The sequence below is a fragment of the Gracilimonas sp. genome (assembly GCF_040218225.1).
In the GTDB taxonomy this organism is placed as follows: Bacteria; Bacteroidota; Rhodothermia; order Balneolales; family Balneolaceae; genus Gracilimonas.
This window is the reverse complement of the sequence record NZ_JAVJQO010000002.1, coordinates 311794-337558: the sequence shown is the minus strand read 5'-3', so window position 1 is coordinate 337558 and position 25765 is coordinate 311794. Positions and strand designations below refer to the sequence as shown.

21 protein-coding genes are annotated in these 25765 nt (G+C 39.7%); 7 read left to right on the top strand and 14 right to left on the bottom strand.

Annotated elements, in window-relative coordinates:
• Positions 1 to 10: 10 nt before the first annotated feature.
• Entirely contained in the window at positions 11 to 331 is a 321-nt protein-coding gene (locus tag RIB15_RS01470) for a heavy metal-binding domain-containing protein (protein WP_255132458.1), read from the bottom strand.
• A gap of 159 nt (positions 332 to 490) precedes the next feature.
• Positions 491 to 736, bottom strand: coding sequence for an RNA-binding regulator (gene rbp, locus RIB15_RS01465; RefSeq protein WP_350200367.1), 246 nt, complete (start codon positions 734 to 736; stop codon positions 491 to 493).
• Positions 737 to 1024: 288 nt separating this feature from the next.
• Between rbp and RIB15_RS01460 the strand changes: the two genes are divergently transcribed.
• Positions 1025 to 2449, top strand: a complete 1425-nt coding sequence (locus RIB15_RS01460) for a T9SS type A sorting domain-containing protein (RefSeq protein ID WP_350200366.1) — start codon at positions 1025 to 1027, stop codon at positions 2447 to 2449.
• A 134-nt stretch (positions 2450 to 2583) separates the two neighbouring features.
• On the opposite strand, the gene purE is transcribed toward RIB15_RS01460, so the two are convergent.
• Together purE and RIB15_RS01450 are read right to left on the bottom strand one after the other, a co-directional pair.
• The gene (gene purE / locus RIB15_RS01455; protein WP_350200365.1) at positions 2584 to 3069 is read right to left on the bottom strand and encodes a 5-(carboxyamino)imidazole ribonucleotide mutase; all 486 of its coding nucleotides are present in this window, start codon (positions 3067 to 3069) and stop codon (positions 2584 to 2586) included.
• 61 nt (positions 3070 to 3130) lie between these two features.
• Entirely contained in the window at positions 3131 to 4291 is a 1161-nt protein-coding gene (locus tag RIB15_RS01450) for a 5-(carboxyamino)imidazole ribonucleotide synthase (RefSeq protein ID WP_350200364.1), read from the bottom strand.
• A gap of 475 nt (positions 4292 to 4766) precedes the next feature.
• Here RIB15_RS01450 and RIB15_RS01445 point away from each other — a divergent pair, with 475 nt between their 5' ends.
• A complete protein-coding gene (locus RIB15_RS01445; protein ID WP_350200363.1) occupies positions 4767 to 5948 on the top strand; it encodes a T9SS type A sorting domain-containing protein in 1182 nt (393 codons plus the stop codon).
• Between the two features lie 122 nt (positions 5949 to 6070).
• Positions 6071 to 7144 (top strand): peptide chain release factor 1, encoded by a 1074-nt coding sequence (gene prfA, locus RIB15_RS01440; protein ID WP_350200560.1) that lies wholly within the window; start codon positions 6071 to 6073, stop codon positions 7142 to 7144.
• Between the two features lie 67 nt (positions 7145 to 7211).
• On the opposite strand, the gene RIB15_RS01435 is transcribed toward prfA, so the two are convergent.
• The 3 genes from RIB15_RS01435 to RIB15_RS01425 all read right to left on the bottom strand — a co-directional run bounded on the left by RIB15_RS01435 (position 7212) and on the right by RIB15_RS01425 (position 12401).
• Positions 7212 to 8819: a phosphoenolpyruvate carboxykinase gene (locus tag RIB15_RS01435; RefSeq protein WP_502881328.1), complete on the bottom strand. Its 1608-nt coding sequence runs from the start codon at positions 8817 to 8819 to the stop codon at positions 7212 to 7214.
• 262 nt (positions 8820 to 9081) lie between these two features.
• Complete coding sequence (locus tag RIB15_RS01430) at positions 9082 to 11742, bottom strand: tetratricopeptide repeat protein (protein ID WP_350200362.1); 2661 nt, start codon at positions 11740 to 11742, stop codon at positions 9082 to 9084.
• An 86-nt stretch (positions 11743 to 11828) separates the two neighbouring features.
• Positions 11829 to 12401: a sigma-70 family RNA polymerase sigma factor gene (locus RIB15_RS01425; RefSeq protein ID WP_350200361.1), complete on the bottom strand. Its 573-nt coding sequence runs from the start codon at positions 12399 to 12401 to the stop codon at positions 11829 to 11831.
• A gap of 449 nt (positions 12402 to 12850) precedes the next feature.
• On the opposite strand from RIB15_RS01425, the gene RIB15_RS01420 reads away from it, so the two are divergent.
• Both RIB15_RS01420 and RIB15_RS01415 read left to right on the top strand, forming a co-directional pair.
• Positions 12851 to 13723: a carbon-nitrogen hydrolase gene (locus RIB15_RS01420; RefSeq protein WP_350200360.1), complete on the top strand. Its 873-nt coding sequence runs from the start codon at positions 12851 to 12853 to the stop codon at positions 13721 to 13723.
• The gene (locus tag RIB15_RS01415) at positions 13723 to 14769 is read left to right on the top strand and encodes an agmatine deiminase family protein (RefSeq protein WP_350200359.1); all 1047 of its coding nucleotides are present in this window, start codon (positions 13723 to 13725) and stop codon (positions 14767 to 14769) included. Before RIB15_RS01420 ends, RIB15_RS01415 begins: the two co-directional genes overlap by 1 nt.
• Here RIB15_RS01415 and RIB15_RS01410 read toward each other — a convergent pair.
• From RIB15_RS01410 to RIB15_RS01390, 5 genes are all read right to left on the bottom strand, one after another.
• Complete coding sequence (locus tag RIB15_RS01410; protein ID WP_350200358.1) at positions 14766 to 15998, bottom strand: M20/M25/M40 family metallo-hydrolase; 1233 nt, start codon at positions 15996 to 15998, stop codon at positions 14766 to 14768. The two genes, RIB15_RS01415 and RIB15_RS01410, sit on opposite strands and share 4 nt — an antisense overlap.
• Before the next feature lie 181 nt (positions 15999 to 16179).
• Positions 16180 to 18549 carry an ATP-binding protein gene (locus RIB15_RS01405; RefSeq protein ID WP_350200357.1) on the bottom strand — a complete coding sequence of 790 codons (2370 nt, stop codon included), beginning with the start codon at positions 18547 to 18549 and terminating at the stop codon, positions 16180 to 16182.
• 64 nt (positions 18550 to 18613) lie between these two features.
• Positions 18614 to 19723, bottom strand: coding sequence for a fatty acid desaturase family protein (locus RIB15_RS01400; RefSeq protein WP_350200356.1), 1110 nt, complete (start codon positions 19721 to 19723; stop codon positions 18614 to 18616).
• 59 nt (positions 19724 to 19782) lie between these two features.
• Positions 19783 to 20982 carry a saccharopine dehydrogenase family protein gene (locus tag RIB15_RS01395; RefSeq protein ID WP_350200355.1) on the bottom strand — a complete coding sequence of 400 codons (1200 nt, stop codon included), beginning with the start codon at positions 20980 to 20982 and terminating at the stop codon, positions 19783 to 19785.
• A gap of 88 nt (positions 20983 to 21070) precedes the next feature.
• Positions 21071 to 21280, bottom strand: coding sequence for a cold-shock protein (locus tag RIB15_RS01390; protein WP_255132410.1), 210 nt, complete (start codon positions 21278 to 21280; stop codon positions 21071 to 21073).
• 380 nt (positions 21281 to 21660) lie between these two features.
• Here RIB15_RS01390 and RIB15_RS01385 point away from each other — a divergent pair, with 380 nt between their 5' ends.
• A complete protein-coding gene (locus RIB15_RS01385) occupies positions 21661 to 22998 on the top strand; it encodes an aspartyl protease family protein (protein WP_350200354.1) in 1338 nt (445 codons plus the stop codon).
• Between the two features lie 146 nt (positions 22999 to 23144).
• Positions 23145 to 24608 (top strand): S10 family peptidase, encoded by a 1464-nt coding sequence (locus tag RIB15_RS01380; protein WP_350200558.1) that lies wholly within the window; start codon positions 23145 to 23147, stop codon positions 24606 to 24608.
• A gap of 104 nt (positions 24609 to 24712) precedes the next feature.
• Here the strand turns inward: RIB15_RS01380 and RIB15_RS01375 are convergent, their stop codons facing one another.
• Positions 24713 to 25117 carry a hypothetical protein gene (locus RIB15_RS01375; protein ID WP_350200557.1) on the bottom strand — a complete coding sequence of 135 codons (405 nt, stop codon included), beginning with the start codon at positions 25115 to 25117 and terminating at the stop codon, positions 24713 to 24715.
• A 124-nt stretch (positions 25118 to 25241) separates the two neighbouring features.
• Positions 25242 to 25451, bottom strand: a complete 210-nt coding sequence (locus RIB15_RS01370) for a cold-shock protein (protein WP_255132402.1) — start codon at positions 25449 to 25451, stop codon at positions 25242 to 25244.
• Positions 25452 to 25765: the final 314 nt, after the last annotated feature.

Here is a 25765-nt window from a genome sequence, read left to right as displayed (position 1 = left end):
CTAATTATACTTATTCAGCAGAAACAGCTGTTCCGCTTACGGAAACCATGAGCATACTTCCATTTGCTCCGATGGTCTCATAATCAATGTCGATGCCGATTATGGCGTTAGCACCTACACTGTTGGCTTTTAATTCCATTTCTTCGAAAGCCAGTTTACGTGCTTGCTGCAGTTCTTTTTCGTAAGCACCGGAACGTCCGCCAACGATATCCCTGATACCGGCAAAGAAGTCCTTAAAGATATTTGCTCCCAAAATGGCTTCTCCCGTTACAATACCCAGATATTTTTGTACTTCTTTTCTGTCCAGGTGATTGGTGGTGGTCATAATCATAGTAATAGCTCCCTAAGTTAGTTGAATTTAAATGACTTAGTTATGTACTGATCCGGATCAAAAAAGTTACTTCAAAAAATGGATCCGTAGAAAAAAATTAATAAAAAAGCCCCCGATCATATACATGAGCGGGGGCTGAAAATTTTATAACCCGAAGTATTAGTTGCGGGGTTTGGCTTCATTTACCTTTACAGGGCGACCGTCAATTTCGGCACCGTCGAGTTGTTCGATAGCGGCTTCAGCTTCAGCTTTGTTATCCATCTCAACAAATCCAAAACCTTTTGAACGGCCTGAACCTCTGTCGGTAATAACTTTGGCTGAACTTACTTCACCATAAGCTTCAAAAACTTCTCTGAGTTGGTCGCTGGAAACATCATAACTAAGGTTTCCTATATAAATATTCATAGTATCAAAATGTGGTTAAAAATTATCGGATATAGGAGAAATCAGAGCTAAAATCTGAATGAATTCAAAAGTCTAAGTATCATCGTAAATCCATTCTAAAAGTACGTTATTTTAGACCTTTCACAAAGGATTTAAGGCAATAATTTTTTTTATGGCCATATAACTATTCTCAAAATTAGTCGTAATATTGGTCGATAAAACTCACCTGAAATGTAGTCAGGCTCTGCTTTTCCAGCCGGCGAAATCAGTTGTGTGTATCGCAACTTAAAACAATTAATACTTTAAACTATGAAATCAAAATTATGCTGGATGACAGTATGCCTGCTTGTGGCTTCATCTGGTGTTATTACACAAGCACAAAATTCTATATCAAGCTCTTTGAATAAGGATAAATCAACTTTTCAAAAGTTTATTGAGCGTACTGCAAGAGCACAACATCATTCCAGATCGCTTAAAGTAGCGGATAACGACTTATTAACAGGAATTGAAGTTTCTTTTATGTCAGAAGGAGTCTGGTTTACTGGTACAAAAATCGAGATGGACTATGATAATGGCAAAATGGTGAGTCAGGAAGTGCTCAGCCTTGATGACGAAGAATGGGTTACACACGAACTGACAACCAAGGAATATCAAAATGGTTTGCTAAAACAGGAAACCCATCAGGAAATTGATTTTGTGACCGGTGGGTTGCAGTTTTATGAAAGATATACATACGATTACACCACGGGTATTATTTCAGAAGTGATTTACGAAGATTGGGAAGGTGACGAATGGATTGTTGGGTATAAAGATGAATTCACAGTCGTGGGTGGAAAAATTACAGAAGCTACTACACTTTACTGGGAAAATGAGGAATGGGTACCAACCGAGTATTATACATTTGAAATTGAGAATGATACATTGATTGCAACTACTCAGATCAGCGATAATATGGGTGGTTGGGTAAATTATGGCAGGGAATTGTATCCGAATCTGACACTGGAAGAACTGTATCAGGTTGAGCTCAATATCTTAGAAAGCATACAGTTTTCTATGTTGACTTCATTTATTCAGTATCCTGATTATTTATCACAGGAATGGGATGGTGAGAAATGGGTGAACTTCGAACTGCAATACACTACTATTTACAATACTCCAAACCAAGCATTGGATACAAAATTTGTTAATGCCTTAAGCTGGGAAGATGATGAATGGAAACCTTACCTCAGTTTAGTTCAATATTACAATGGTAAAACACTAGCCGATTCTACCATTTTAAGTTTCTTTACTTACACAGGTGCAGAAACAGAAGAATGGGTTGTTTATACCAAAGAGAACTATATTTATAATTCAGCAGGGTTATTTGATGAAATTGTCTCTACAATTTATCCTTTTCAAGGGATGAACCTTTATAAGTATAAGTTTGAATGGAATGGTATATCTACAGGCACAGAAAAACCTGAAAAACCAGTTTCATTTCGTCTGAATCCGGCCTACCCAAACCCATTTAATCCGACAACGAGTATTACATACTCCATGGAGAAAGCCGGTAATGTGCGTATCAACGTGTACGACATGCTAGGACGCTTTATAACTACATTAATTAATACTTCTCAAATTGCAGGCGAGCATCGGGTTTTATTTAATGCAGATAATCTTGCAAGTGGTATTTACATCGTTCGGATGGAAGCTGATGGCTATCAAAAGAATCAGTTGATTACTTTGTTAAAATAATAAAACGAACTTTATTTGTAGTACAAAGAAGCCCTTCGGTATATTGCTGAAGGGCTTTATTTTGATGATGAATACTAAGTAAGTGTCTTTTTTGAGCCTGGATATACTGAATGCCGGTAAGATAAAAGTTCAGTCTACTTTAAATTTTCTGTCTTCTTCATAGATTCTTGTGCCATTTTCTGATGGTAATTTTCCAGCTTTTTGGTTAGAGAATCATCGTCCATGCCCAGCATACGAATGGCGAGTAATCCGGCATTTTTTGCTTTTCCTATTGCCACGGTTGCCACGGGAATACCATTGGGCATTTGTACAATCGAATAAAGGCTATCTACACCACCTAAGGCTGTAGTTTTAACAGGAACACCAATTACCGGTAGGGTAGTATGGCTGGCAAGCATACCCGGAAGGTGAGCAGCGCCACCTGCGCCCGCTATAATCACTTGAATTCCCCGTTCTCTGGCTTCCTTACCATAGCTGGCCATGATATCGGGTGTTCGGTGAGCGGAAACCACACGCTTTTCATATGGAATCTGAAAATAATCGAGGATTTCAGCGGCTTCTTTCATGGTGGGCCAGTCACTGTCGCTGCCCATAACTACTCCGACGATTGGTTTGCTCATCACTTTATATTAGTTATTTGTTAGTATGAAGATGCTGAAACTAGTTCAGCATGACAAGGCTTTAAATTTCGAATTCCCTGGTGACATGCATCGCTTTTTTATAAGTCTCTTCCAGACTATCACCCAGCAGCGTGTAGTGGGCCATCTTACGACCTACTTTACTATCCACTTTTCCATATACATGAAGATGACCATCTTCGGTTTCCATGGCTTCTTTTATATGGTCGGTTTCAGCAGGACGTTTATGTGTACCCAGCAGGTTAATCATTGCAACGGCAGGTTTGTTTAATCGGGTTGAACCGAGAGGTAGACCTAAAACAGCACGGACATGATTTTCAAATTGGGAAGCCACGGTTCCTTCTATGGTATAGTGACCAGAGTTATGAGGCCGGGGGGCTGACTCGTTCAGAATCAGTGAACCATCCTTTGTAAGAAAGAACTCGAAGGCAAAAATTCCTTTTCCATCGATAGCTTCAGTGGCTTTAAAGGCTAATTCCTGAGCCATTTCCCGTACTATTTTCTCAACGGGAGCAGGAGATAAAACAGCGACACAAATATGATCTTTCTGAACGGTTTCACAACATGGATAAACAACAGTGCCGGTTTCATTCCTTGCTACCTGAACCGCAAGCTCCTTGGTGAAATCCACAAAAGCTTCAGCCAGAATATCCTGTCCTTTATCGCCACCAAGATTTGAAAAAGCTTCTTTTGCTTCATCAAGATTGTTCACAGTCTCATTGCCGTACCCATCATAACCGCCTTTGGAAGATTTGAGCATATAAGGCCATCCATTATCTTCCCCGAATTCCTTTAAATCAGAGTCTCCCTCGACCAGTTTATAAGGGGTGACAGGAATTCCCGCTGCTTCAAAAGTTTGCTTCTCAATCAGCTTGTTTTCAATCAATGCAAAGCTATCCGGCGAAGGATAGATTGGTGTTCCGCTTTTTTCCTGTACTTCTTTCAGGATCTCGGAACTGATGAATTCGTTTTCCAGGGTGATGACATCACAGCCTTTGGCAAATTCCACCATATCATCCACCGATTCAAAAGACCCGGAGGTAGAATAAGGTGTCATAAATTGAAGTGGTTCGTTCTCAGTTCTGTCAGAGAATGCAGCTACCTGAATTCCAAATCGAAAAGCTTCAAGAGAACTCATTCGGGCCAGCTGACCAGCACCTAAAAATCCAAGCTTAAGGTTCGCGGGTATTGAAGTACGTGACATATTGAAGTTTTTCTTTTAAAGGTAAGGATATTTTGAGTGATGAGTAATTGGGTTTTAGATAGAGAAGCAGGGAAAGGAAAGATAAATTAAAATTACTGCATAAATATGTAGTGCATAGACTTAGAGTATATATTAAGTTTAGATTAAATAACAACTTCAAAATTATCTTGCTTTAGTAAATGCGGTAAATCTGAAGGTGTTTCTAATTAAACATTACAATTAAACAGGTATTAAAGTTATGAAAATAAAGATACGAAGGACACTAAGGGTACTACAAAAAGGATTACTTGGAAGCTTAGTAATCATTGGGTTAACAATTCCTGAGGTTGCATATTCTCAAGAAAATCTCAGTAAAAATAATAGAAGCTCCCTGCAATTCGGGAAAGTTGATTTTTTAAAAAACCATGTGAACAGTAAAACGGAAAGAAGATCGGCATTGAAGGTTTTAGGTTTAGCTGGTGTAAGTCATAACAGAATGAAATCAGCGAAGAATACTCCTTATAACATTGAAAAGATTGAAGGATATTATGCCAATAATGATACCGCTGGAGTCTTTCAGGAATGGCTACTGGAAGACAAATACACTTTTAGTTCTAATGAAGGTGAAAGCGGATATTCGATTTTAAATGAATACTATGACCAAGAGGAATTAGACTCTCAGGAAAAAGCCGTACTTATGTTTGACGAATCTGGAAATCTAGAGTTCATTTATGAGTATGAATATGATGATTTCGATGATGAATGGACTTCAGATTATCGAATAGCCATAACTTATAATGAAGAAGGTAATATAGTACAGTACACCGAAGATGACTTGGAAATGGATGAATGGGTTTCAAACTGGAAAATTGAATTCGTTTACAACCAAGATGGGACCATTAGTTATGAGAGCGAATCTCGAAATAATAATTATGGTGATCAAGGGGTTTTAAGAAGTGTAGATGAAAATATTATAGATGAAGGAGTAGATAGCGATGAAGGCTACGAAGATTATTTCAGAGACACTTACTATGGAATCACTTTGGATCAATTCCTGGATATGGAAGAATATTGGGTTGATTTCTTCCTCTGGTACGACATGGAAATTAAATATGAATATAAAGACAGTGAAAGCGGAGAATATTACATAGACGAATACAGGGTATTAGTTGATGAGTCAGAGAATCAGAAAGTTTTTAAGTGGGCATGGCAACCTTATAACTCTGAGACGGACACATATGCTGATACCCTCGAATATAGTACTAGCCGTACGGTTGCAAATTATACAGATGGGAAAATTACTAATCTGCTTTATGAATATGAATATGAGGGACAATGGAGACCTGATTATAAGATGGAATATACCTATGGAACTGGAAACACGGTCTCCAATGAAACCCCTGATGAAATAGCAACGGCTTTCAGCCTTCACCAAAACTACCCAAATCCCTTCAACCCAAGCACAAAAATTAGTTTTGCTTTGCCTCAAGCTACAGAAGTGAAACTTCAGGTATTTGACATGCTGGGCCGAAATGTAGCCACTTTAGTTAATGGACGAAAAGCAGCTGGCACTCATGCCGTTAACTTTGACGCTGGCAATTTATCATCTGGTACTTATATCTACCGAATTGAAGCGGGGAACTTCACCCAAACCCGCAAGCTGATGCTGATTAAGTAAGAGCAAGATTTAGACTTCATGACGAAGAGCCGGTTCAGGAAATTGAATCGGCTTTTTCTATATCAATCCACATCACAATTCCGTAATTTTAGCGCTGAAATAATATCAGTTCTACAATGGATATAGAAGAAAAGCTAAAACAAATTAAATCAAGGTTCGAAGAAGTAAATGCGGCGATGAGCGATCCGTCCGTTTTTGACGATCCTGATAAATATACCGAGCTCACCAAAGAACGTAGCGACCTGGAGGAACTGGTTCAGGATTATGACACCTGGAGTGATCTGAAGAACCGGCAGAAGGGCAATAAAGAACTCATTGAGATGAATGAGGATGCCGAGATTACGGAAATGGCTCGCGAAGAGAATACAGAGATTAAGCAACAGCTGGCCGATCTGGAAGAGGAAATCAAGATGAAGCTGATTCCTAAAGATCCGGAGGATTCCAAGAACGCCATTATTGAGGTTAGAGCAGGTACAGGAGGCGATGAAGCCGCTATTTTCGCTGGAGATTTGTTTGAAATGTATCGCCGATATGCCGACAAGCAGGGCTGGAAGATGAGTATCATGAGTATCAATCACTCTGAGAAAGGCGGATATAAAGAAATTGTATTTCAGCTGGAAGGGAATGAAGTGTTTGGAAAGATGAAGTATGAAAGTGGTGTACATCGGGTACAGCGGGTGCCTGAAACCGAAAGTCAGGGCCGCGTTCACACCTCAGCTGCAACTGTAGCCGTTCTTCCGGAAGTTGAAGAAGTAGATATTGATATTAACATGGGAGATGTGCGGGTTGATACATTCCGTGCCAGTGGTGCTGGTGGACAGCACGTAAATAAGACGGATTCAGCTATTCGCCTGACTCATGAACCGACAGGTATTGTAGTTGAGTGTCAGGAAGAGCGCTCACAGCATCAAAACAAAGAAAAAGCCATGACCATGCTTCGGGCCAAGATGTATGATATTGAGCTGGAGCAAAAGCAAAAAGAGAGAGCGGCTGAACGTAAAAGTCAGGTTTCAACAGGCGACCGTTCTGCTAAAATTCGTACCTATAACTTTCCGCAGGGCAGGTTCACCGATCATCGCATCAATCTTACGCTTTATGATTTAGATAACATCATGAAAGGCGGAATTGACGAAGCTATAGAAGCACTTCGGGTTCAGGACAATCTGGAAAAACTAAACGCCTTAGCCGAAGAATAAAAAAAGCCTGTATCGATTATGACGCAGGCTTTTTCAGGAGATATCGATATGATCGATACGTTAATTTTTATCCGGCTTTGGGAGCTGCAGCAAGTAGTTCTTCACTTGCTTCATCTTTAAACTGTTCAAAGTTATGGATAAACATCTCAGCCAGGATTTTGGCTTTTTTGTCGTAAGCTTCTTTGTCTTTCCATGTATTTCGTGGAATCAGAACTTCTGAAGGAACGCCATTAACTGAGGTCGGGATTTGGAAACCGAAAACTGGGTCATTTTGATATTCTGCCTTTTCAAGGTTTCCGGCAATGGCTTCGCTTAGCATTTTACGGGTATGAGGCAGCTTCATTCGGTGACCTTCACCATACTCACCACCTGTCCATCCCGTGTTAACTAACCATACATTGGCATCATGCTTACGGATTTTCTCTGCCAGTAATTCTGCATATACCGTTGGGTGCAAAGGCATGAAAGGAGCTCCAAAGCAAGCTGAAAAAGTGGCTTGTGGTTCTGTTACACCTCGTTCTGTTCCAGCAACTTTGGCTGTATAACCACTGATAAAGTGATACATAGCCTGGTCGGGAGTTAGTTTTGAAATGGGAGGGAGTACGCCAAAAGCATCACATGTTAAAAAGATGATGTTTTCAGGATGTCCGCCTTTCCCGGTATTACTAGCATTTGGTATAAACTCCAGCGGATAAGAACAGCGGGTATTTTGAGTCAGGCTGACATCGGAGAAATCAGGCTCACGGTTCTCATCCAGTACCACATTTTCCAGAATGGTACCCGGCATTTTTGTTGTGGCGTGAATCAGCGGTTCGTTCTCTTTAGAGAGATTAATAGTCTTTGCGTAACAGCCACCTTCAAAATTAAAAGTACCTTCATCACTCCAGCCGTGTTCATCGTCTCCAATAAGTGTTTTATCAGGATCCGCAGAAAGGGTGGTTTTACCTGTTCCGGACAGGCCAAAAAATACAGCCGTCTTTCCATTTTCGTCATGGTTTGCAGAGCAATGCATGGCCATCACGCCTTTTTTAGGAAGCAGGTAATTCATTACGGAGAAAATTCCTTTTTTCACTTCCCCAGAGTAAAGAGTACCACCAATAAGAATGATCTTTTTATCAAAGTTACACAGGATAAAAGTACTGGTTCGGGTTCCGTCTTTCTCCGGATCTGCTTTTAGGTGGGGAGCAGCTAAAACGGTAAATTCCGGCTCGTGATTCTCCAGCTCTTCAGCGGTAGGACGAATAAACATGTTGTGAGCAAAAAGGCCATGATAAGCCGCTTCACTAACAACACGAACATTAAGTCTGTTATTTTCATCCGCTCCACAAAACAAGTCTTTCACAAACAGGTCCTTGTTTTGCAGGTAGTTCACAACTTTTTCGTACAAGTTGTCAAAAACATCTTCCGAAATAGGCTGGTTCACATCTCCCCAGTCAATATCATCGTGGATAGAAGGCTGATCTACAATAAATTTATCTTTGGGAGAGCGACCTGTGAACTTACCCGTGAGAACACGCAATGCATAATCTTTGGTTAGAACAGCTTCATTACGAAGGATAGCTTGTTCATAGAGTTCAGAAGGTGAGAGGTTCCAAAACACATTTTCATTATCACCCAAACCAATATAATCCAGGCTTTTTATAGAATTTGGCTGGGTCATTGTATCTACACTCATATCACTTTTTGTGGTTCAATTTTATAAGTCTCAAAGGTAAGGAGAAGCTCTAATAATATTAACCTTTCAAGACCGTAAAACTTAAATACGAAAAGATTAATGAAATAGCTTGGAAGCGCTTTTCTAAGTAATGAAGATGGGTTTCTTTACTTAAATAAGATTGACAAGAAGGATGAATACTTGAATTATTAAAGCAAGGTCGAGGCAAGGCTTCAAAAATATTTACTTTTCTGCTGCTTAAGCTGTGGAAATAATATAAAAATCAGAGATTATTCTCAGTTACTGTTTTTTCAATTAGCTCTAAACGTTCTGGTTTTTCCCAGCTGGTATAGTGTATTTCAAGCCACTCTTTTACAGTTTCTGTAAAAGGATAATCCAATCCAATTGAACTGCCAAGCTCGCGATACCCATCAACTAACAGCGAATCGGATTGTTCAAACTTATCTTGTTGAGATAAACTAAATCCATAGGCACTTTTTGTCTGAGCCACTCTCCAGCTATCAGAAGGGTAACCGCTGAGGCGAATTTCATGGGCTTTCTTCAGCATTTCTTCTGCTTTTTTAAGTTGACCGGTTTCCAGGTAGGCAAGTCCTAATGCAAAAAGAGGATCTGAGGTTCGTGGATGGCTGGGAGGATAAATTTGTTTATACTCTTCGTTTACCTGATTGAGTATTTCCACTGCCTGATCATAGTTTCCAGTCCGCAGGTCTATTCTCCCCAGATTTAGCCTCGTACGGGAAACATAAGGGTGTTGATCTCCATAGAGTTTGGTTAGTTTTTGGAAGGCAATATTTAGTAAAGAGTCTGCTTTTTTATACTGTTCCTGTTCCAATTTAATATGGCCTAAACTTCCAATACCAAGGGCCACGTCAATACTATTTTCATCTGTAAGATTACGATGCATGGCAAGGGAAGCAAGCTGTTGTTTCTCGGCTTCCTCGAGTTGGCCACTTTCCCTGAGCAGAGCCGAATAGTTACTCATAATGATGGCGGTATTTGGATGATCTCCCAAGACCTCCTGATACATTTCAACCGACTGTCTGTAATAAGGCCTTGCCTGGTTATACAAACCCTGAGCATGAAAAAGAGTAGCCAGATCATTGAGGTTTTTGGCTACATGTGCATGATTCTCCTGTCCATGAATTGTGTACCGCAAATTTAGTGCTTTAGTGAGCATTGAATCTGCCGTATCATAATCCCCCTTATTAAACCACATCAGGTTTCCTAAGTGATTTAGAGCAGAAATAGCAGGCTGATTTTCAAGACCTTCTTCCGTTTGTTCAAAGTAGCCAATGCTTTCAATGAGTAAAGACTCTGCTTCAGAGAATCTGCCTTGTTCCTGGTAGAGAAAGGCCAGGTTTCTCATGGCTTCAGCTTGTGCAAAATCAGGGCCTGAGCTGATTTGTTTTTGTAACTCAAGAGCGTCTGTAAGTAGTGTTTCGGCCTTCGCAAATTCACCAAGACTGTTATATACATCGCCGATCACACTTTTCATTTCAGCCTGAATCTCGGGTTGATTTATAAGTTCATCATCAATCTTGTCGGAACCATACCTAAGTATGGAACCCAGTGTCTGATCCAGACCACTTTCAGACTCTTCAAAATAGGGGTTTGATTGACTGAAAAGGTCGGTAAGAAATCCAGCCACTTCCTCAGCTTTTTGAGCTTCAAGCTGTGCTTGATTTCGTTCCTGGGTAATCCTCCAGGTATAAAATCCAATTAAAGCTGAAATCCCAATCAGGATACCAGCGGCAATAGTGATACCCTGACGATGCCGGCGCATGAATTTCCCTGAACGGTAGCGGAATGAGTCGTCACGTGCTGAAACCGGTAATCCTTCATTATAATTGTTTAGGTCGTTGAGGAAATCACTGGCGGTACGGTAGCGTGATTCCGGCTCTTTGCGAATTGATTTCATGATAATCGCATCGAGATCACCTTTCAGCTTTTCTCTGGTATCCTTTCCTGCAACCGAACTTGGCAGTTCAGGTTCTTTTTCTACAATGATTTGTTCAACCTGGTATCTGGTCAGGTCGTCCAGATCAAAAGGCTCCTGCCCGGTAAGAAGTTTATAGAGAATCACACCCAGAGAGTAGAAATCAGAAGCCGTGGTGATGTTTCCGTTTATAATCTGTTCAGGAGAGGCATATCTCAGTGTTAAAATCTGTGTCCCGGTTTTGGTAATGCTGAAGTCGTCATCATCAAGAAGTTTAGAAATACCAAAATCGAGGATTTTTACATTTCCTTGCTGATCAATAAGAATGTTATCCGGTTTCAGGTCGCGATGGATGGTAAGGTTTTCATGTGCATATTGAACGGCGTCCAGTACTTTTTTGAACAGCTCAATTTTTTGTTCTATGGAACAGTTTTGTTGCTGGCAATATTCGGTGATTGGCTCACCATCAATATATTCCATTATAATAAACGGAAAGCCCTCATCCGTAACGCCGCCATCGTAAAGCTGAGCAATTCCGGGATGCTTTAGATTTGCAAGGATCTGCTGTTCTTTCTTGAATCGTTGGATGTTTTCATCAGTAGCACGGTGTTTCTGAATGATTTTCAGCGCTACTTCATGAGTAAAGTCCTCATCAGCACGCTCGGCCCGAAATACTGAGCCCATTCCTCCCTCGCCGATTTTCTCCGTAATGATATATGAGCCGATTTTGGTTCCAATTACAGAATGGTCTGTGGAAAGGGAAGACAGGTCTTGGGATGCCTGGTCAAATAATCCTTCTTTGTATTTTTCAGGATGTTCAAGCCATCCTTCAGATTCAGTAATGGAAGCAAGCAGTAATTTTACTTCATTATGCAGATCTTCATTGCCCTTACATCTTTTCAGCAGATATGCTTCTCTCTTGTCGATAGGTAGTTCTAAAACCTCATCTATAATCGTTTCAACTGTTTGCCAGTTATAATTGTCCATAAATAAAAAATTGCCAATGAATTACTCGCCTTCCAAAAACATCCTTTAGAATATTCTACGTAGAATGATTCCCGGAACGCTCATTTCTATACTTCGAATTTCCCCTTAAGCTCTTTGTAGAGCCATCCTCTTGCTTTCATCCAATCTCTTTTTACTGTGCTTTTAGAGATACTAAGTGCTTCTGCAGTATCTTCAATGGTCATTTCCCCAAAAAACCTCATTTCAACAACTTTAGCCAGACGTGAATTTAGTTTTTCAAGCTCATTCAAAGCATCATCGATATCAATTAGTTCTTTAGCTTGTTTCTTCTGTTTGCTGAAAAGTTCATCGATATAGGTGAGGTCCTTATTTTTTCCACCTCGTTTTTGAGCATGTTTTTTTCGGGCATGGTCGATCAGGATTTGCCTCATACATTTAGAGGCTATAGCCAGAAAGTGACTTTTATCGGTAAAGCTGATATTTGACTGGTCAATCATTTTCAGATAGGCTTCATGAACCAGCTCTGTTTTGGAAAGAGTATGATCATCTCTTTGGTGTCTCATATGGCGATAAGCAAGCTGTTTCAGCTCTCCATAGATAAGAGGATAAAGCTGTTCGTAAACTTTATTTTCTCCCGACTTAAGCCGTTGTAAAAGCTGAGTTACTTCTTCTTTTTTCATCCGAAACCCTTAGTAATGAATGCTGCTCAAATAATAACAGAAAATTCAAAGCTGAGGGATTAAAGTCAAAATTAAATTAATTTTAAAGGAAGTAAAGTTAATAGCTTAATAATTAATGCGTTGGGTGCTTTAAAAGCCGGAACCGTGAAATTCAGATAAACCCTGATTGAGAAAATTTTGTCTTTTCTGCGATTGGGAATGAGCGGTTTCTCTTCTCTGCTTCGTAATAAATGATGTAATGCCGATAAAATGACTCTCATTAAATAAGAAAATGAACCCTTTTAGATTTTCTTTACGCATACAAGTATAAGTACAAGCAAATATCTTTTGCTTTACAAATGGGGTTTTCGGGGCTCAGAATGAAAGGAAGGCATTTCGCCTTCCTTTTTTTATGCATTCTATTTGGTCAGGACTTTCCATAATTTATCAGTTCACTAAAATCTATTTTTATGGGTGAACAAAAAGTATCAATAGGGTTAATACAGACTTCTTCCTCCAAAAATCCCAAAGACAATCTATACCAACAAATGGGACTGATAAGAGAAGCTGCAGAGAAAGGAGCTCAAATTATATGTCTTCAAGAGCTTTTTAATACCACCTATTTTTGTGTGGATTATGATGAAGCAAACTTTGACTGGGCAGAACCACTGGATGGAGCCTTGGTAAAAAGCCTTTCGGGTTTAGCTAAGGAACTCAAAATTGTGCTGGTTGCTCCTTTTTTTGAAAAAAGAGCAAAGGGTATTTATCACAATTCCCTGGTAGTGATTGATGCTGACGGAAGTGTATTGGGAAGCTATAGAAAAATGCACATTCCCGACGACCCTGGATTTTATGAGAAATACTATTTTACTCCCGGTGATGAAGAAACCGGTTTCAAAGTTTTTGATACAGCCTATGGTAAAATAGGCACCTTGATATGCTGGGATCAATGGTATCCGGAAGCAGCTCGCATTACTGCTTTGAAAGGGGCTGATATCTTGTTTTATCCCACGGCTATAGGCACACTCGCCACCGAAGGCAAACAAGAGGCAAGAGAATATCAGGATGCTTGGGAAACCATTCAGCGAAGCCACGCGATAGCCAATGGTTGCTATGTTGCTTCCGTAAACCGGGTGGGTAAGGAATCAGGATCTAAATTCTGGGGTGGTTCTTTTGTAGCCGGGCCATTTGGGCAGATACTAAATAAAGCAGGAAGCAAAGAAGAAATTCTTGTCACTGAAATTGATTTGGGTGAGATTGATAAACAACGCAAAGCCTGGCCTTTTTTCCGGGATCGGAGAATCGAATTGTACAAACCCATTTTAAAAAGAATAGACGATTAGTGGATACTTCAGATTTACGGATGCCTGCAGAGTGGTCCCGGCATTCAGCTACCCAGCTTCACTGGCCCTCAAATCGTAAAACCTGGCCAGGAGAACGACTGGAAAGAGTGGAAGAGGTTTATTGCAGAATCATAGAAGAATTGCATTTCTTTGAACCGATACATTTGTTTGTTGAAAGCCTTGGAATTCGAAACCGGGTAATGCAGAAGCTTTCTGGCCGGGCTGTGGATTTGGATCGGGTGATCATACATCAGCAAAAGATAAATGATGTGTGGGCTCGTGATTGTGGCCCCATTTTTGTTCAGCATGAGTCGGGCAATTTTGTGATCACGGATTGGGATTATAATGCCTGGGGCGAAAAGTATCCGCCGTGGGAGGATGATAATGCCATTCCTGCTTTTATCGCTGATAAATACGGAGTGAACCGGGTTCGTCCGGGGATTATTTTGGAGGGTGGCTCGATTGATGTAAATGGAGATGGAGCATTACTTACAACCGAATCAGTATTGCTTCACGAAAACCGTAACCCTGATCTTTCTAAAGAAGATATCGAAAAATACTTGCGAACATACCTTGGTGTCAATCAAATTATTTGGCTTAAAAGAGGGTTAGCGGGAGACGATACCGATGGCCATATTGACGACCTCACCCGCTGGCTGAATAAAGACACCGTTCTGACGATGGTTTGCGAAGATAAAGAAGATGTAAACTACGAAGCATTGCAGGAAAACCTTGAAATCCTGAAACAGGTTGAATTGAAAGGGGGGAATAAACTCAATATTGAAACGCTTCCACTTCCTCAAACTAAAATAGACGGGGCAACGGTGGATGGCTCAGAATACGTACCTGCCAGCTATGCTAATTTCTATATAGCTAATGGAACTGTGCTTGTTCCTCTTTACGATAAAAAGTATGATGGGAAAGCACTGGAACTACTTCGAAAATACTTCCCGGGAAGGAAAGTCATTGGTATAGAATGCTCTGATTTGGTATGGGGACAAGGTTCCATCCACTGCATTACACAACAGTGGTATGGCATAAACTAGTTGTTAGAAGTTAAATTTTCTTCTTCGTTGGTAATGCGGGTCGGAGTTTGCTCTGCTGAAATGATCACTTTTGCAGCTTTGGCAATTGCTTTTATAGTGTTGGTAGTGTGTAAGATGTTTAACGTACTAAACTCATCGGTAACGTTATGATAATCCTGATCAACATCGATAGGTGTTGTGCTTATTGTATGAGCCGGGACACCTAATTTGGCAAGAGTCGCATTATCAGAACGATAAAATAGGTTCTGATTTGGGTAAGGATCAGGATAAAATACAAAGTTGGAGTCAGATACAGAGTTCTGAAGAATTTCTCCAAAGGTGGATTTATCAAAACCAGTTATCCATGCAGAGTTTGGCCCTTCAACGGCTGGTTTACCAATCATTTCTATGTTAAACATAGCTGTGATTTTATCAGGATTTAACTGCCTGGAAAAAAACTTAGAGCCGTAACCACCTACTTCTTCTGCTGTGAACCCCACAAAATAAAGCGTTCGTTCGGGTTTAGGCATTTTCTGAAAATAACGTGCCAGCTCTATTACAGCAGAAACCCCAGAGGCATTATCATTTGCACCATTTGCTATTGAATCCTCATCAACGGCTGAAACTACTCCGATATGGTCATAGTGAGCAGTAAAAAGAACGATCTCATTTTCGCGCTTCCCCTCAATCTTTCCGACTACATTGGAAAGGGTCTGACTTTTAATATTGTTTTCTAAGGTAATATCATAAGAGTCAATTTTACCGTCAAAAAGAATGAATACGTCATTGGGTTTTGAGTCGAGTTCGAACGTGCGGTTTGACCGGGTAAAATAGGTTCGATAACGATGGAACCATTTTTCATGCTCTTTATCAACAATGATAACCGATGATTGATCATCGGAAGAATATTCACCAAACTTATCACGATAATTATCCTGTTCAGATATGTAATGGACATCAGAGTTTTCAGGGGTCCAGTTAACCATTTCAGCATTGGTAAGTCCAAAGTAATGCTGATCTCCTAATTCTTTGTTATTAACCGAAACCAGGGCCTGTTTTGGTTTCAACGCATAGATATTGAATTCCTGTCTGTAGCTGTCATGATCAGGCAGGGTAGAAAGTCCGATTTGATCAAACTCTGCAGAAATAAAATCAGCGGCATTATCAATTCCACTTCCAAAAGCATGCCGACCTTTCATTTGGTCAGAACTTAAGGTTTGAATAATGCGAGATACATTTTGTTCTGACACATTTGGTTGTTGAGTGCAGCCAGAAATTAAAAATCCAATGGTAGTCGCTAATAAAATTGGTAACGATGGGATATTAACCATGTTGAATTTTGACATTTGAATTTAAACTATGGCTAATTTTAAGCAACCTTTTTATATCTATTTGAAAAAAAATGATACGTAAGCGTAAAGCTCTGTAAAATTATGAGAACCATTTTTTAAGAGAGGATTTTACCATTTCAACTGAGATGGGCTTGGATAAAAAGTCATTCATGCCAGCTTTTATGCAACGTTCGCGATCTTCAAAAAAAGCGTTGGCGGTCATCGCAATTATAATTGGTTGTTTATGTTCAGGCAGGGTATTTCTGATTTGTTTGGTAGCCTCAATACCATCCATAACAGGCATTTCCATGTCCATAAAAACCAAGTCGTAGGTTTTCGAATGAAGCTGTTTAAGTGCTTCCTGTCCATTGGTGGCAATATCAGGATTTAGATTATTTTTACTGAGTATGCTGGTGATCACTTTTTGATTCATAAAATTATCTTCGACAACTAAAATTTTAAGCGCATTTAGATCTGTACCTGAATCATGATCTGCATATTTAAAATCTTCTTTATTCTGTTCATCAGGTTCAGTTTCTTCAGCTTTTATAGTGAAGAAAAATGATGTTCCCTGACCTGCTTCGCTTTCAAACCAAATATCACCACCAAGAGCCTCTACCAGTTTTTTGCTAATAACAAGTCCCAAACCGGTTCCTCCATGCTTGCGTGTTCGGCTGGAATCTACCTGAGTGAAGCTTTTAAAGAGCCGGTGAGCATCTTTTTCTGAAATACCAGTCCCTGTGTCAGTAATTTCAAATAATAAGTTACCCGGTTTATCGAAGTTTGAATTGGGCCGGACAAGTATGGAGATTTTACCTTCAGAGGTGAACTTAATCGCATTTCCAATAAGATTGATCAGTATTTGCTTAAAGTGTGTTTCATCAGTGACACACCACATAGGAGTGTCTCGAGTTATTTCCAGAGAAATAGAAATGTTTTTTCCGGATGAAAGCGGAGAAAGCATATTCAATATTTCTTTAATTGCCTGCCTGATATTGACAGGGTGCAAAATGGGTTCAATTCCTGCAGATTCAAATTTAGAGTAGTCCAGGATGTTATTGATGATATCGAGCAGGTTTTCACCACTTTGCTTGATGTTTTGTGCAAACTCCTGCTTTTCCTGTTCCGAGTTTGATTCAAGCAGTAAATCAGATAACCCAATCACCGCATTCAGAGGAGTTCTGATTTCATGGCTCATGGTAGACAGAAACTGACTCTTGGTTTTGGCTGCTTCTTCTGCTTTAACCCTTGCCCGACTTAAGGAATTTGTAAACCGATAGGAAAGAATCAGCGATTGCAAAAAGAAGAAGGAGAAAAACCCAATGAAATTGAGTAGAAGGTTTTCTTCAACCAGCGTTAGATACTCCAGAAGATTGTGCATAAAAACAGTGAAAACCATAACCACACTAGCCAGCGCAAAACCAGCACCTTCTCTTTTATTTAAAGCAGCTTTTATATAAATCCAGGTAATGTAAGCGAGGGCCACCGGAATAGCACCAAAAAACAAGTTGATCAGAGATGTGAAATAGAACGGAGGGAAGAGAAGAGTAATGAGCGACAAAACTCCAAAAATTGCTGCAAAGGTATAGATGATCCTTTTTGAAGTTTCCTGAGGATATAATTTCTGTACAAAAAGACAGAAAATGGCTGCTGTAAAGTAAAGCGAAAAGTACTCAGCTTTAATGGTGAGTATCCAGGGCAGGTATGGGAATAAATAGTGAAGGGGGTAGAGTTCAGTTCCAAAAATGCGATAGCTGAAGAAGAAACAAACAAAAGCAAAATATAGCATAGGGACCTCATGCCGGCCAAATAGGTAAAGCCCCATAAAGAAAAGCCCAATCATAAAAAGGCAACCGGTTAAAAGAAGGATAAAACCGATTTCGATTGTTCGTTCGCGCTCAAGAAATTCTTCTGTCCCTAATTTTATGGGTAAACGTATACCACCTTTGCTGTGTCTGAAATTAGATACATGCAAAACCATCTGCAGCGTATCGGAAGTAAAATGGTCAATAGAAACAGTTTGAGGCAACCAAAAAGGAGTATAGGTCTCTCTGCTAGTGGCCACCTGACCATTTCGTGAAACTTCCTCGCCGTTTATATAAAGGGTATAAGCAGTATATAGATCAGGTATGGTTAGTGATAGCGGCGGATGGTCTTTAGGTTTGAGGATGGTTAAGTTGTAGGTGGCGTATCCATAAGAAGATAGTTCAGGATCTTCATTCCAGAGATGAGGAAAGTCTACAAAAGACGTTGATGAGTCGATATTTACCTTTTCAGGTGGAACAAGTTTTTTCCAATAAAAACCCCATTCTCCATTCAATTGAATAGATTTTTGTTCCTGAAAGTCAACAACAGATAAATCAATTACGCCTCTCTCAGCGAGTGGTTGACCTATTGATGGTGTACTGTATAATAAAAATAGAACCCAGATACAGACTATGCTGTATAGATTACGGCCGCTTATTTGCATTACTTACCCTGACGTATTGTATAGCCAGAATGTATGGAAATGAAAGTCTATTTAATATTAGAACTTAAACGGCTTCGGCTGGCTGCCACTTAAAATCTGGATCCCCAAAGTTTTTGAGTGTTCTATAGTGTGAAGCAACGGCTTGGCGAAACGTCGGGTGATGATTGTAGGGAATGCCAAATTCTTTGGCTGTTTCTTCTACTATATAACTGATTTGAGGATAATGAATACTGCACACTTTTGGGAAGAGATGGTGCTCAATCTGAAAATTAAGTCCGCCGATGTACCAGGACAGAGGTTTGTTTTCCCGGGCAAAATTATTGGTTGTAATCATTTCATGAATCGCCCAGTGGTTTTCAATAACGTTGTCTTCGTTGGGCTCAGGGTGCATCGTTTCTTCTACTACATGAGCAAGTTGGAAAATAATCCCCAGAATAAAACCAGCGGTTAGGTGGAGACTCATAAATCCAATTAGCCAGTGATACCAGGTGATATCCAATAGGAGTAATGGTAAGGCAATGGTGTAGCCATAATAAATGACTTTTGTCACAACCAAAGTAACCCACTCAGAAATCGGGTGTTGTTTATTTTCGTAAGGACCTAAAGGATTTTTAAAAAAGTACCAATAGTCTTTAACAAAAACCCAGAAGAAGGTGGCAAAACTATAAGCAAAAAACGCCAGAATATGCTGCAGGCGATGTACAGGTTTGTGCTTGGAATGTGGAGAAAGGCGAATGAATGCGGCTACCTCCAGGTCTTCATCATGGCCGTGAATATTCGTGTAGGTGTGATGAATAATGTTATGGGTAATTTTCCAGATGTAGCCATTAGCACCCATTAAATCAAAAGTAAGGCCGAGCAGATAATTAACCGTGTTGTTGGAAGAGTAGGCTCCATGAAGAGCATCGTGAGCTACAGAAAAGCCGATACCAGCCATTCCAACTCCCATGGCAATGCAAAGAACCCACATTGCACCAAGGGAGAGCTGACCGGTTATGATTAATGCATAAGCTCCAAAATAAAGAGTCAACAAAGCTATAGTCTTAATGACCATAGCTGCATTTGCATGCTGAGATAGATTGTTTTCTGAAAAATATTCGTTCACCCTTTTTTTGACGGTGCGGCTGAATTCTTTATCAATTTTATTATTGAACGTAACCTTTTCTACACTCACGAAGCCCCATTTTTAGTTAATCATTGCCATCACTCAAAATACGTATAATTATGCCAAAATCATTCTTTAGCTAGTGTTATCATTAGTCCACGTTTCGAAAGTCGTTTGACAAGTAAATTACCCAATGCCGATATAGGGGTTTTAATTCCCGATTGTGACTTCAGTTTGTCTGAGTTTTCAGCTAAGCAGAGAGCTGATTCACATAAAAAGAATACGGTAGATTTATTTCCCGGATCACCAGGATACCTCATTTTCAAAGAAGCCTTTTGTCCTTTTTCATTTCGGGCAATAGCTCGCAGCTTGAAATACCCATTTTCAATCTGTTCTTCAGAAGGCCCCTCTCCTGGTGCAGGCATTATTTTTTGGAGTAGATGTCTGAACCATTTATAGGGCCCAAAAAAAGTTATAGAAAGCACAATTGTTGATACCACTAAAAAAGGGAGGGGATTATACCATTTACCAAGGGTAGAGTGCTCGCTGTAAGAGATGCTTTCAGCATAAGGTATGCCCTGAATTCTCATTAAATCGGCTGTTTTATAAACTACCTTGGAATTAATAGCTCCCATGATAAACGGTGCCGACCAGCGTTTTATAGCGGTGTCAAACCCAAAAAACTGAACGTCTTTGGGAGTATGTATTTGCTGAACATTGTCACCATTCAGTAATAATGAAGGATCATTCATTTTTTTGTACTCACCGGTTTCAAACTTGTTCAGCATCGTAGCGATTGTGCCGCCATTGAATCCTCCACTAATTGAATAATAGCTTTTGATGCTTAGCTTTTCGGGATGATCAAATTCTTTTTGCAGCAGATAAGAAGTGATGTCGGCAGGTACAGAATCGAAGCCGGAAAAAGGAATCAGAAGAGCTCCGCTATTTTCAGCATCCTTTTCGTATTTGATGGTCATTTCTTTAATAAAGCCCACTTCTCCGGTTATATCCAGGTAATGAGTTCCATAGGTGGCACATGCTGAAATTACATTTTCTCCATACAGTGAAAATGGACCAGCTGTAGTAATGATTATCTTTGCTTTTTGAACAACTTCCTCAACCTTTCTTTTATTAAGGTTATCGACGATAAAGCACCGATCATCCGGGATATTCAATTCATGGGATAGTGCTGTGACTTTATCTGGATTTCTGGCGGCAATCCCCCATTTGAAAGATTCCGGGGCATGTTTTTTGAGATAATGAGCAGCCCGTTTGCCGGTAAATCCGGTTGCTCCAATAAGGATGAGATCAAATGGTTTATCAATCATAGTACTATCAAAAGGAAATAGAAGGTATAAAAAAACCCCTCACTTGATTCAAGTGAGGGGTTGATAAATAAAGAATCAATGGATAGAATTATCCGACTCTTGAAACTTCTACAGCGCTAAGGCCTTTAGGAGTTTCTTCGACTTCGAATTCTACTTCTTCACCATCAGCAAGCCCCTCTTCAAATCCAAGGTTTTGAATGTTGTTGCGGTGAACAAAAATATCTTTTCCACCATTTTCAGGTTCGATGAAACCAAAACCTTTTTGTGCATCAAACCATTTAATTTTACCGTATTCCATAATGTGTTGTGTTGTATTGAACGCAGCGTATCCTTAAAGTTCAGTTAATGAAGTATTTAAGAGTGCGGCTGCATAATTTTTTGTTAGTTGTACAAACTATAGAGGGGAAACAAATACTAAACTAAATTACTAATACTGATTCTTACCATACATTTGCATCACCTCTAATATCTTCTTTATTACAATTAATACCAAATAATGCCCTGTTTATTTAGTAGATATGTACAACAGGAAAATTAGGATTGTTTGTTTGAAATTTGATTAAGAGGTTCTGAGCTAGATTACTTGTAAACTAACCAGACAATAAATGTGATCATGAGTACTTTTATATGGGTGTCTGGTATGGTTAGAATGAATATAATTTGGATCCAGTGACTAATTTGTCGGCATATAAAAAGCTTAGCGGGTACCGGAGTTTAGTTTCGGGAATTTTGGTTTTGTTTTCGGCTTTTTTTATAGATGAAAAGCAAATATGTGCCCAAAATACGGTCTTAAGTGAAACTGAGAAAACTACATTTAATATAAATGGGAGACCTGATCGGCCGGTTATTGTTCCATTCGAGCTTATAAATAACCTGATTATTATAGAAGCCAGTGTAAATGGGTCAGTACCTTTGAAGTTTATAGTTGATACTGGCGTAAGCAACACACTTATAAGCTCCTTGCCAAATGGGGAAGAAGTTTTTCTGGAAAGCTCACGAACAGTTACTCTATCGGGTTTGGGTGAAGGAGAACCAGTTGAGGCTTTTTATGCTGATCAAAACAAACTTAATATTGGAAGGATTGAGGGAAATAATGTAGAAATTCTTTTTCTAAAGACGGATATTTTTAAGCTTTCCTCTTTAATGGGAACGTACGTTCATGGCTTAATCGGGTACGATTTATTTTCTCAATATGCAGTTGAAATTGATTATCAAAATAAAAAGTTGGTCTTATATGACCCAGTAGAATTTGAAGAGAAGTTTGAAGAACTACCCAAGCATCGAAAGTGGTTTAAGCTTCCAATTCATATTGAGCAAAAAAAACCATACATAGAACTCGATTTTAAGCATAATCCGGGAGTCTCGTATACTCAAATCCGGTTGTTGATTGATTCCGGATCAAGTAATGCTTTTTCCCTTTATACAATGACTCATGATAGCATTGTAGTTCCCCAATCAAATATCAGTACTCTTATTGGTGTAGGGCTGAGTGGAAACGTAAATGGCTACTTGGGTAGGGTTCAAAAAATGAAACTGGGAAGTGAATATATTTTTGAACAACCTGTTGTAGCTTACCCTGATAGTTTTGCCATACGTAAAGCTTTTGAGTTAGGTGACAGGAATGGAAGTCTTGGCGGAGAAGTGCTCCGTCGATTTAAAATTATTTTTCACTATAAGGGTGGTTATATACTACTAAGAAAAAATAAAGACTTTGGAGATGACTTTAATTACAACCTTAGTGGAATAGAAGTAAACACTCCTGTTCCGAATCTTCCAATTTATGTTATTTCCGATATAAGGGAAGGCTCTCCTGCTCAGAAGGATGGGGTTCAGGTTGGAGACATTATTAAGTACATAAATGGGGAGGCAGCAGCTCGTATGAATTTAAATGATGTGCTTAATATTTTTCAGAAAAGACAGGATTCGAGAATAAGACTTAGAGTTCAAAGAGACAGTTTATATAAAAGCTTTCGGTTTAAGCTAGAAAACGAGCTTAAGGTTGATCCTAAAAAATAATATTTACCGAATTTGACAGGAAATTCAGCTCCAGAATTGGTAAATACTCATCGTTACTCTTCAATTAAAAAATTATTCTAACTATGAAAGCAGGTATAAAAGCATTTGTATTTCTATGCAGTTTCTCGATAGCAGCTTTTCCTAAAATGGGTGTTAGCCAGGCTGTAAGCGTGGCCCCCGATTCTTCCCCAACTGAACGGGTATCCAAAGTAGACTGGTCCAAGACCTCTGACCATCAGGTTACTATCAAAGGCAAGAAGATTCCTTATACAACCACCGTCGGTAACCAACCAGTATGGAATGAGGAAGGAAAACCAATAGCCACTTTATTTTATACTTATTACGAGCGTTCAGATATAAAAAATAAAGAGCGTCGCCCATTGGTTTTTTCATTTAACGGAGGCCCGGGTTCGGCATCTGTGTGGATGCACATTGGTTATACCGGACCTAAAAAACTGAAAATTGATGACGAAGGTTTTCCTATTCAACCCTACGGAGTAGAAGATAATCCACATTCTATTTTGGACGTTGCTGATATTGTTTTTGTGAATCCGGTAAATGTGGCTTTCTCCCGTATCATTGATTCTGAAACAGATCGTTCTGAGTTTTTTGGCGTGAACGCTGATATTGAGTACCTGGCCGACTGGATCAATACATTTGTAAACCGGCAGAATCGCTGGCCTTCCCCAAAATACCTTATTGGTGAAAGCTATGGTACAACTCGTGTATCCGGTTTGGCTAATGAGCTTCAGTCTTCTTACTGGATGTATCTGAATGGAGTGATTTTAGTTTCTCCAACCGGACTTGGTGTTGAGAGAGAGGGGGCAGTAGAAGATGCTACCGCTTTGCCATACTATGCCGCAACAGCCTGGTACCATAATGCCCTGGGCAGTGAACTGCAAAGTAAAGATCTGGATGAAATTCTTCCCGAAGTGGAAGCTTTTGCTATTGATGAATTTATACCTGCACTTGCTAAAGGTGGATTCTTAGAAGAGACAGAAAAAAGACGTATTGCAGAAAAAGTATCTGAATATTCGGGATTATCGGTACAATCTATTCTGGACCGGAATCTGCGAATCTCAACTTCATTTTTCTGGAAAGAGTTACTCAGAGATCAGGGTTTGACGGTTGGCCGACTCGATTCTCGTTACCGCGGAGTGGACCGTGAAAATGCGGGTGAGCGCTACGATTACGACCCTGCTTTAACGGCCTGGAATCATGCATTTACACCTGCAATCAACCACTATCTCCGGAGTGAACTTGGTTATGAAACCGATCTGCAGTACTGGACTTTTGGACCGGTTCACCCATGGAATCGTAGTGGAGATAACACCGGAGAAGATCTAAGATCAGCAATGGCTGAAAACCCATTTCTTCACACCTTGATACAATCTGGTTATTATGACGGTGGTACTAATTACTTCGATGCGAAATACACCATGTGGAATATGGATCCCAGTGGCAGATTAAAAGATCGCCTTTCATTTAAAGGCTACCGAAGTGGACATATGATGTACCTGCGCGCTGAAGACCTGGCTACTTCCAATGAAGACATCCGGGTATTCATAGAAAACTCCATTCCGGAAGAAGGAATGCCTGCAAGGTATTGATCCGGTTATAAACCTACCGTCATCGCGAGGAGAATTATAGTTTGAGCTAAACTATCTTGTTTCGATGAGGCGATCTCCTCGCAATGGCGCTTTTCTGGTTTATTTTATGGAGCTTTAAGAGTGTCTGGTTTAGCTGAAGAAGCTCCGAATATGCGAACTGCCCAATACACGAAGAAAGCCCGAATCTTACTCATACTGTCTTCTACACACATATCTCTGAGAAGTTCATCTGCATACTTTCTGTACTCATAATCCAAATATTTTTCTCTCATCAACTGGTACAATGCATCATGTACCAATGAGCCCGGCATAAAGTTTTTAGTGTCCAGGGTTGGGCCACTTGGACCATCCCAGGAGTACCCTTTTGAAATATAGAGTTTTCCGTTTGTATCCAGATACATAAAGTTGTTACCCAGCTTCTCATCGGGCTGAATTTCAAGTGTTCTGGAATAGGATTCGACCAAAGTATACTTATAGTGTCGTCGTTTTTTATATAAAATCATTTGTATTCCCCATGGTTGGTTTAGAACAAGAGTAGCTGAACCGGGGAGATGTTTCAAGAAAAGAATAGCAGATAAAAAAAATGCCTCACATAAATCTATGTGAGGCATTCAGATCTATTGAATCAGGACATCATTCGAGCAGATATACATCTACTGCGCTAAGTCCTTTGTCTGTTTCTTCAACAGCAAATTCAACTTCTTCACCGTCGTTGATATCCTCGTTAAACCCGAGGTTTTCGACGTTGTTTCGGTGAACAAAGACATCTTTTTCACCATTTTCAGGTTTAATGAAACCAAATCCTTTTTGGCCGTCAAACCATTTAATTTTACCGTATTCCATAATAAATAATAAGTGTTTTTTTCACAGGCACAGTGTACTATATGCTTCAATATGAGCATACTTCATTTCTAAAATCGGCTGTGAAGATTGTGTGTTAGTTATACAAACTATAGAAGGGAAATAAATACTGTACTAATAAATAAATACCGATGTTGCCTTTAATTTGTGTACCAAAGATCCCCTGAATATTTGCCAATACCAAACCCGATTTAAGTTTTTACACTTTATGAAGATTGAAGGGAGTGATATGGTAATGAAGTGATGTAGTGAGCGACTTATAGATTATGGAAATTAACTAATTTTGATGGATTGTA

Coding starts and splice junctions, on each gene's coding strand:
- RIB15_RS01420 (WP_350200360.1), top strand. CDS start 12,851: ATGGGTGAACAAAAAGTATCAATAGGGTTAATACAGACTTCTTCCTCC.
- RIB15_RS01435 (WP_502881328.1), bottom strand. CDS start 8,819: ATGAGTGTAGATACAATGACCCAGCCAAATTCTATAAAAAGCCTGGAT.
- RIB15_RS01425 (WP_350200361.1), bottom strand. CDS start 12,401: ATGAAAAAAGAAGAAGTAACTCAGCTTTTACAACGGCTTAAGTCGGGA.
- purE (WP_350200365.1), bottom strand. CDS start 3,069: ATGAGCAAACCAATCGTCGGAGTAGTTATGGGCAGCGACAGTGACTGG.
- rbp (WP_350200367.1), bottom strand. CDS start 736: ATGAATATTTATATAGGAAACCTTAGTTATGATGTTTCCAGCGACCAA.
- RIB15_RS01380 (WP_350200558.1), top strand. CDS start 23,145: ATGGGTGTTAGCCAGGCTGTAAGCGTGGCCCCCGATTCTTCCCCAACT.
- RIB15_RS01405 (WP_350200357.1), bottom strand. CDS start 18,549: ATGCAAATAAGCGGCCGTAATCTATACAGCATAGTCTGTATCTGGGTT.
- RIB15_RS01390 (WP_255132410.1), bottom strand. CDS start 21,280: ATGGAATACGGTAAAATTAAATGGTTTGATGCACAAAAAGGTTTTGGT.
- RIB15_RS01460 (WP_350200366.1), top strand. CDS start 1,025: ATGAAATCAAAATTATGCTGGATGACAGTATGCCTGCTTGTGGCTTCA.
- RIB15_RS01445 (WP_350200363.1), top strand. CDS start 4,767: ATGAAATCAGCGAAGAATACTCCTTATAACATTGAAAAGATTGAAGGA.
- RIB15_RS01370 (WP_255132402.1), bottom strand. CDS start 25,451: ATGGAATACGGTAAAATTAAATGGTTTGACGGCCAAAAAGGATTTGGT.
- RIB15_RS01430 (WP_350200362.1), bottom strand. CDS start 11,742: ATGGACAATTATAACTGGCAAACAGTTGAAACGATTATAGATGAGGTT.
- RIB15_RS01450 (WP_350200364.1), bottom strand. CDS start 4,291: ATGTCACGTACTTCAATACCCGCGAACCTTAAGCTTGGATTTTTAGGT.
- RIB15_RS01395 (WP_350200355.1), bottom strand. CDS start 20,982: ATGATTGATAAACCATTTGATCTCATCCTTATTGGAGCAACCGGATTT.
- RIB15_RS01470 (WP_255132458.1), bottom strand. CDS start 331: ATGATTATGACCACCACCAATCACCTGGACAGAAAAGAAGTACAAAAA.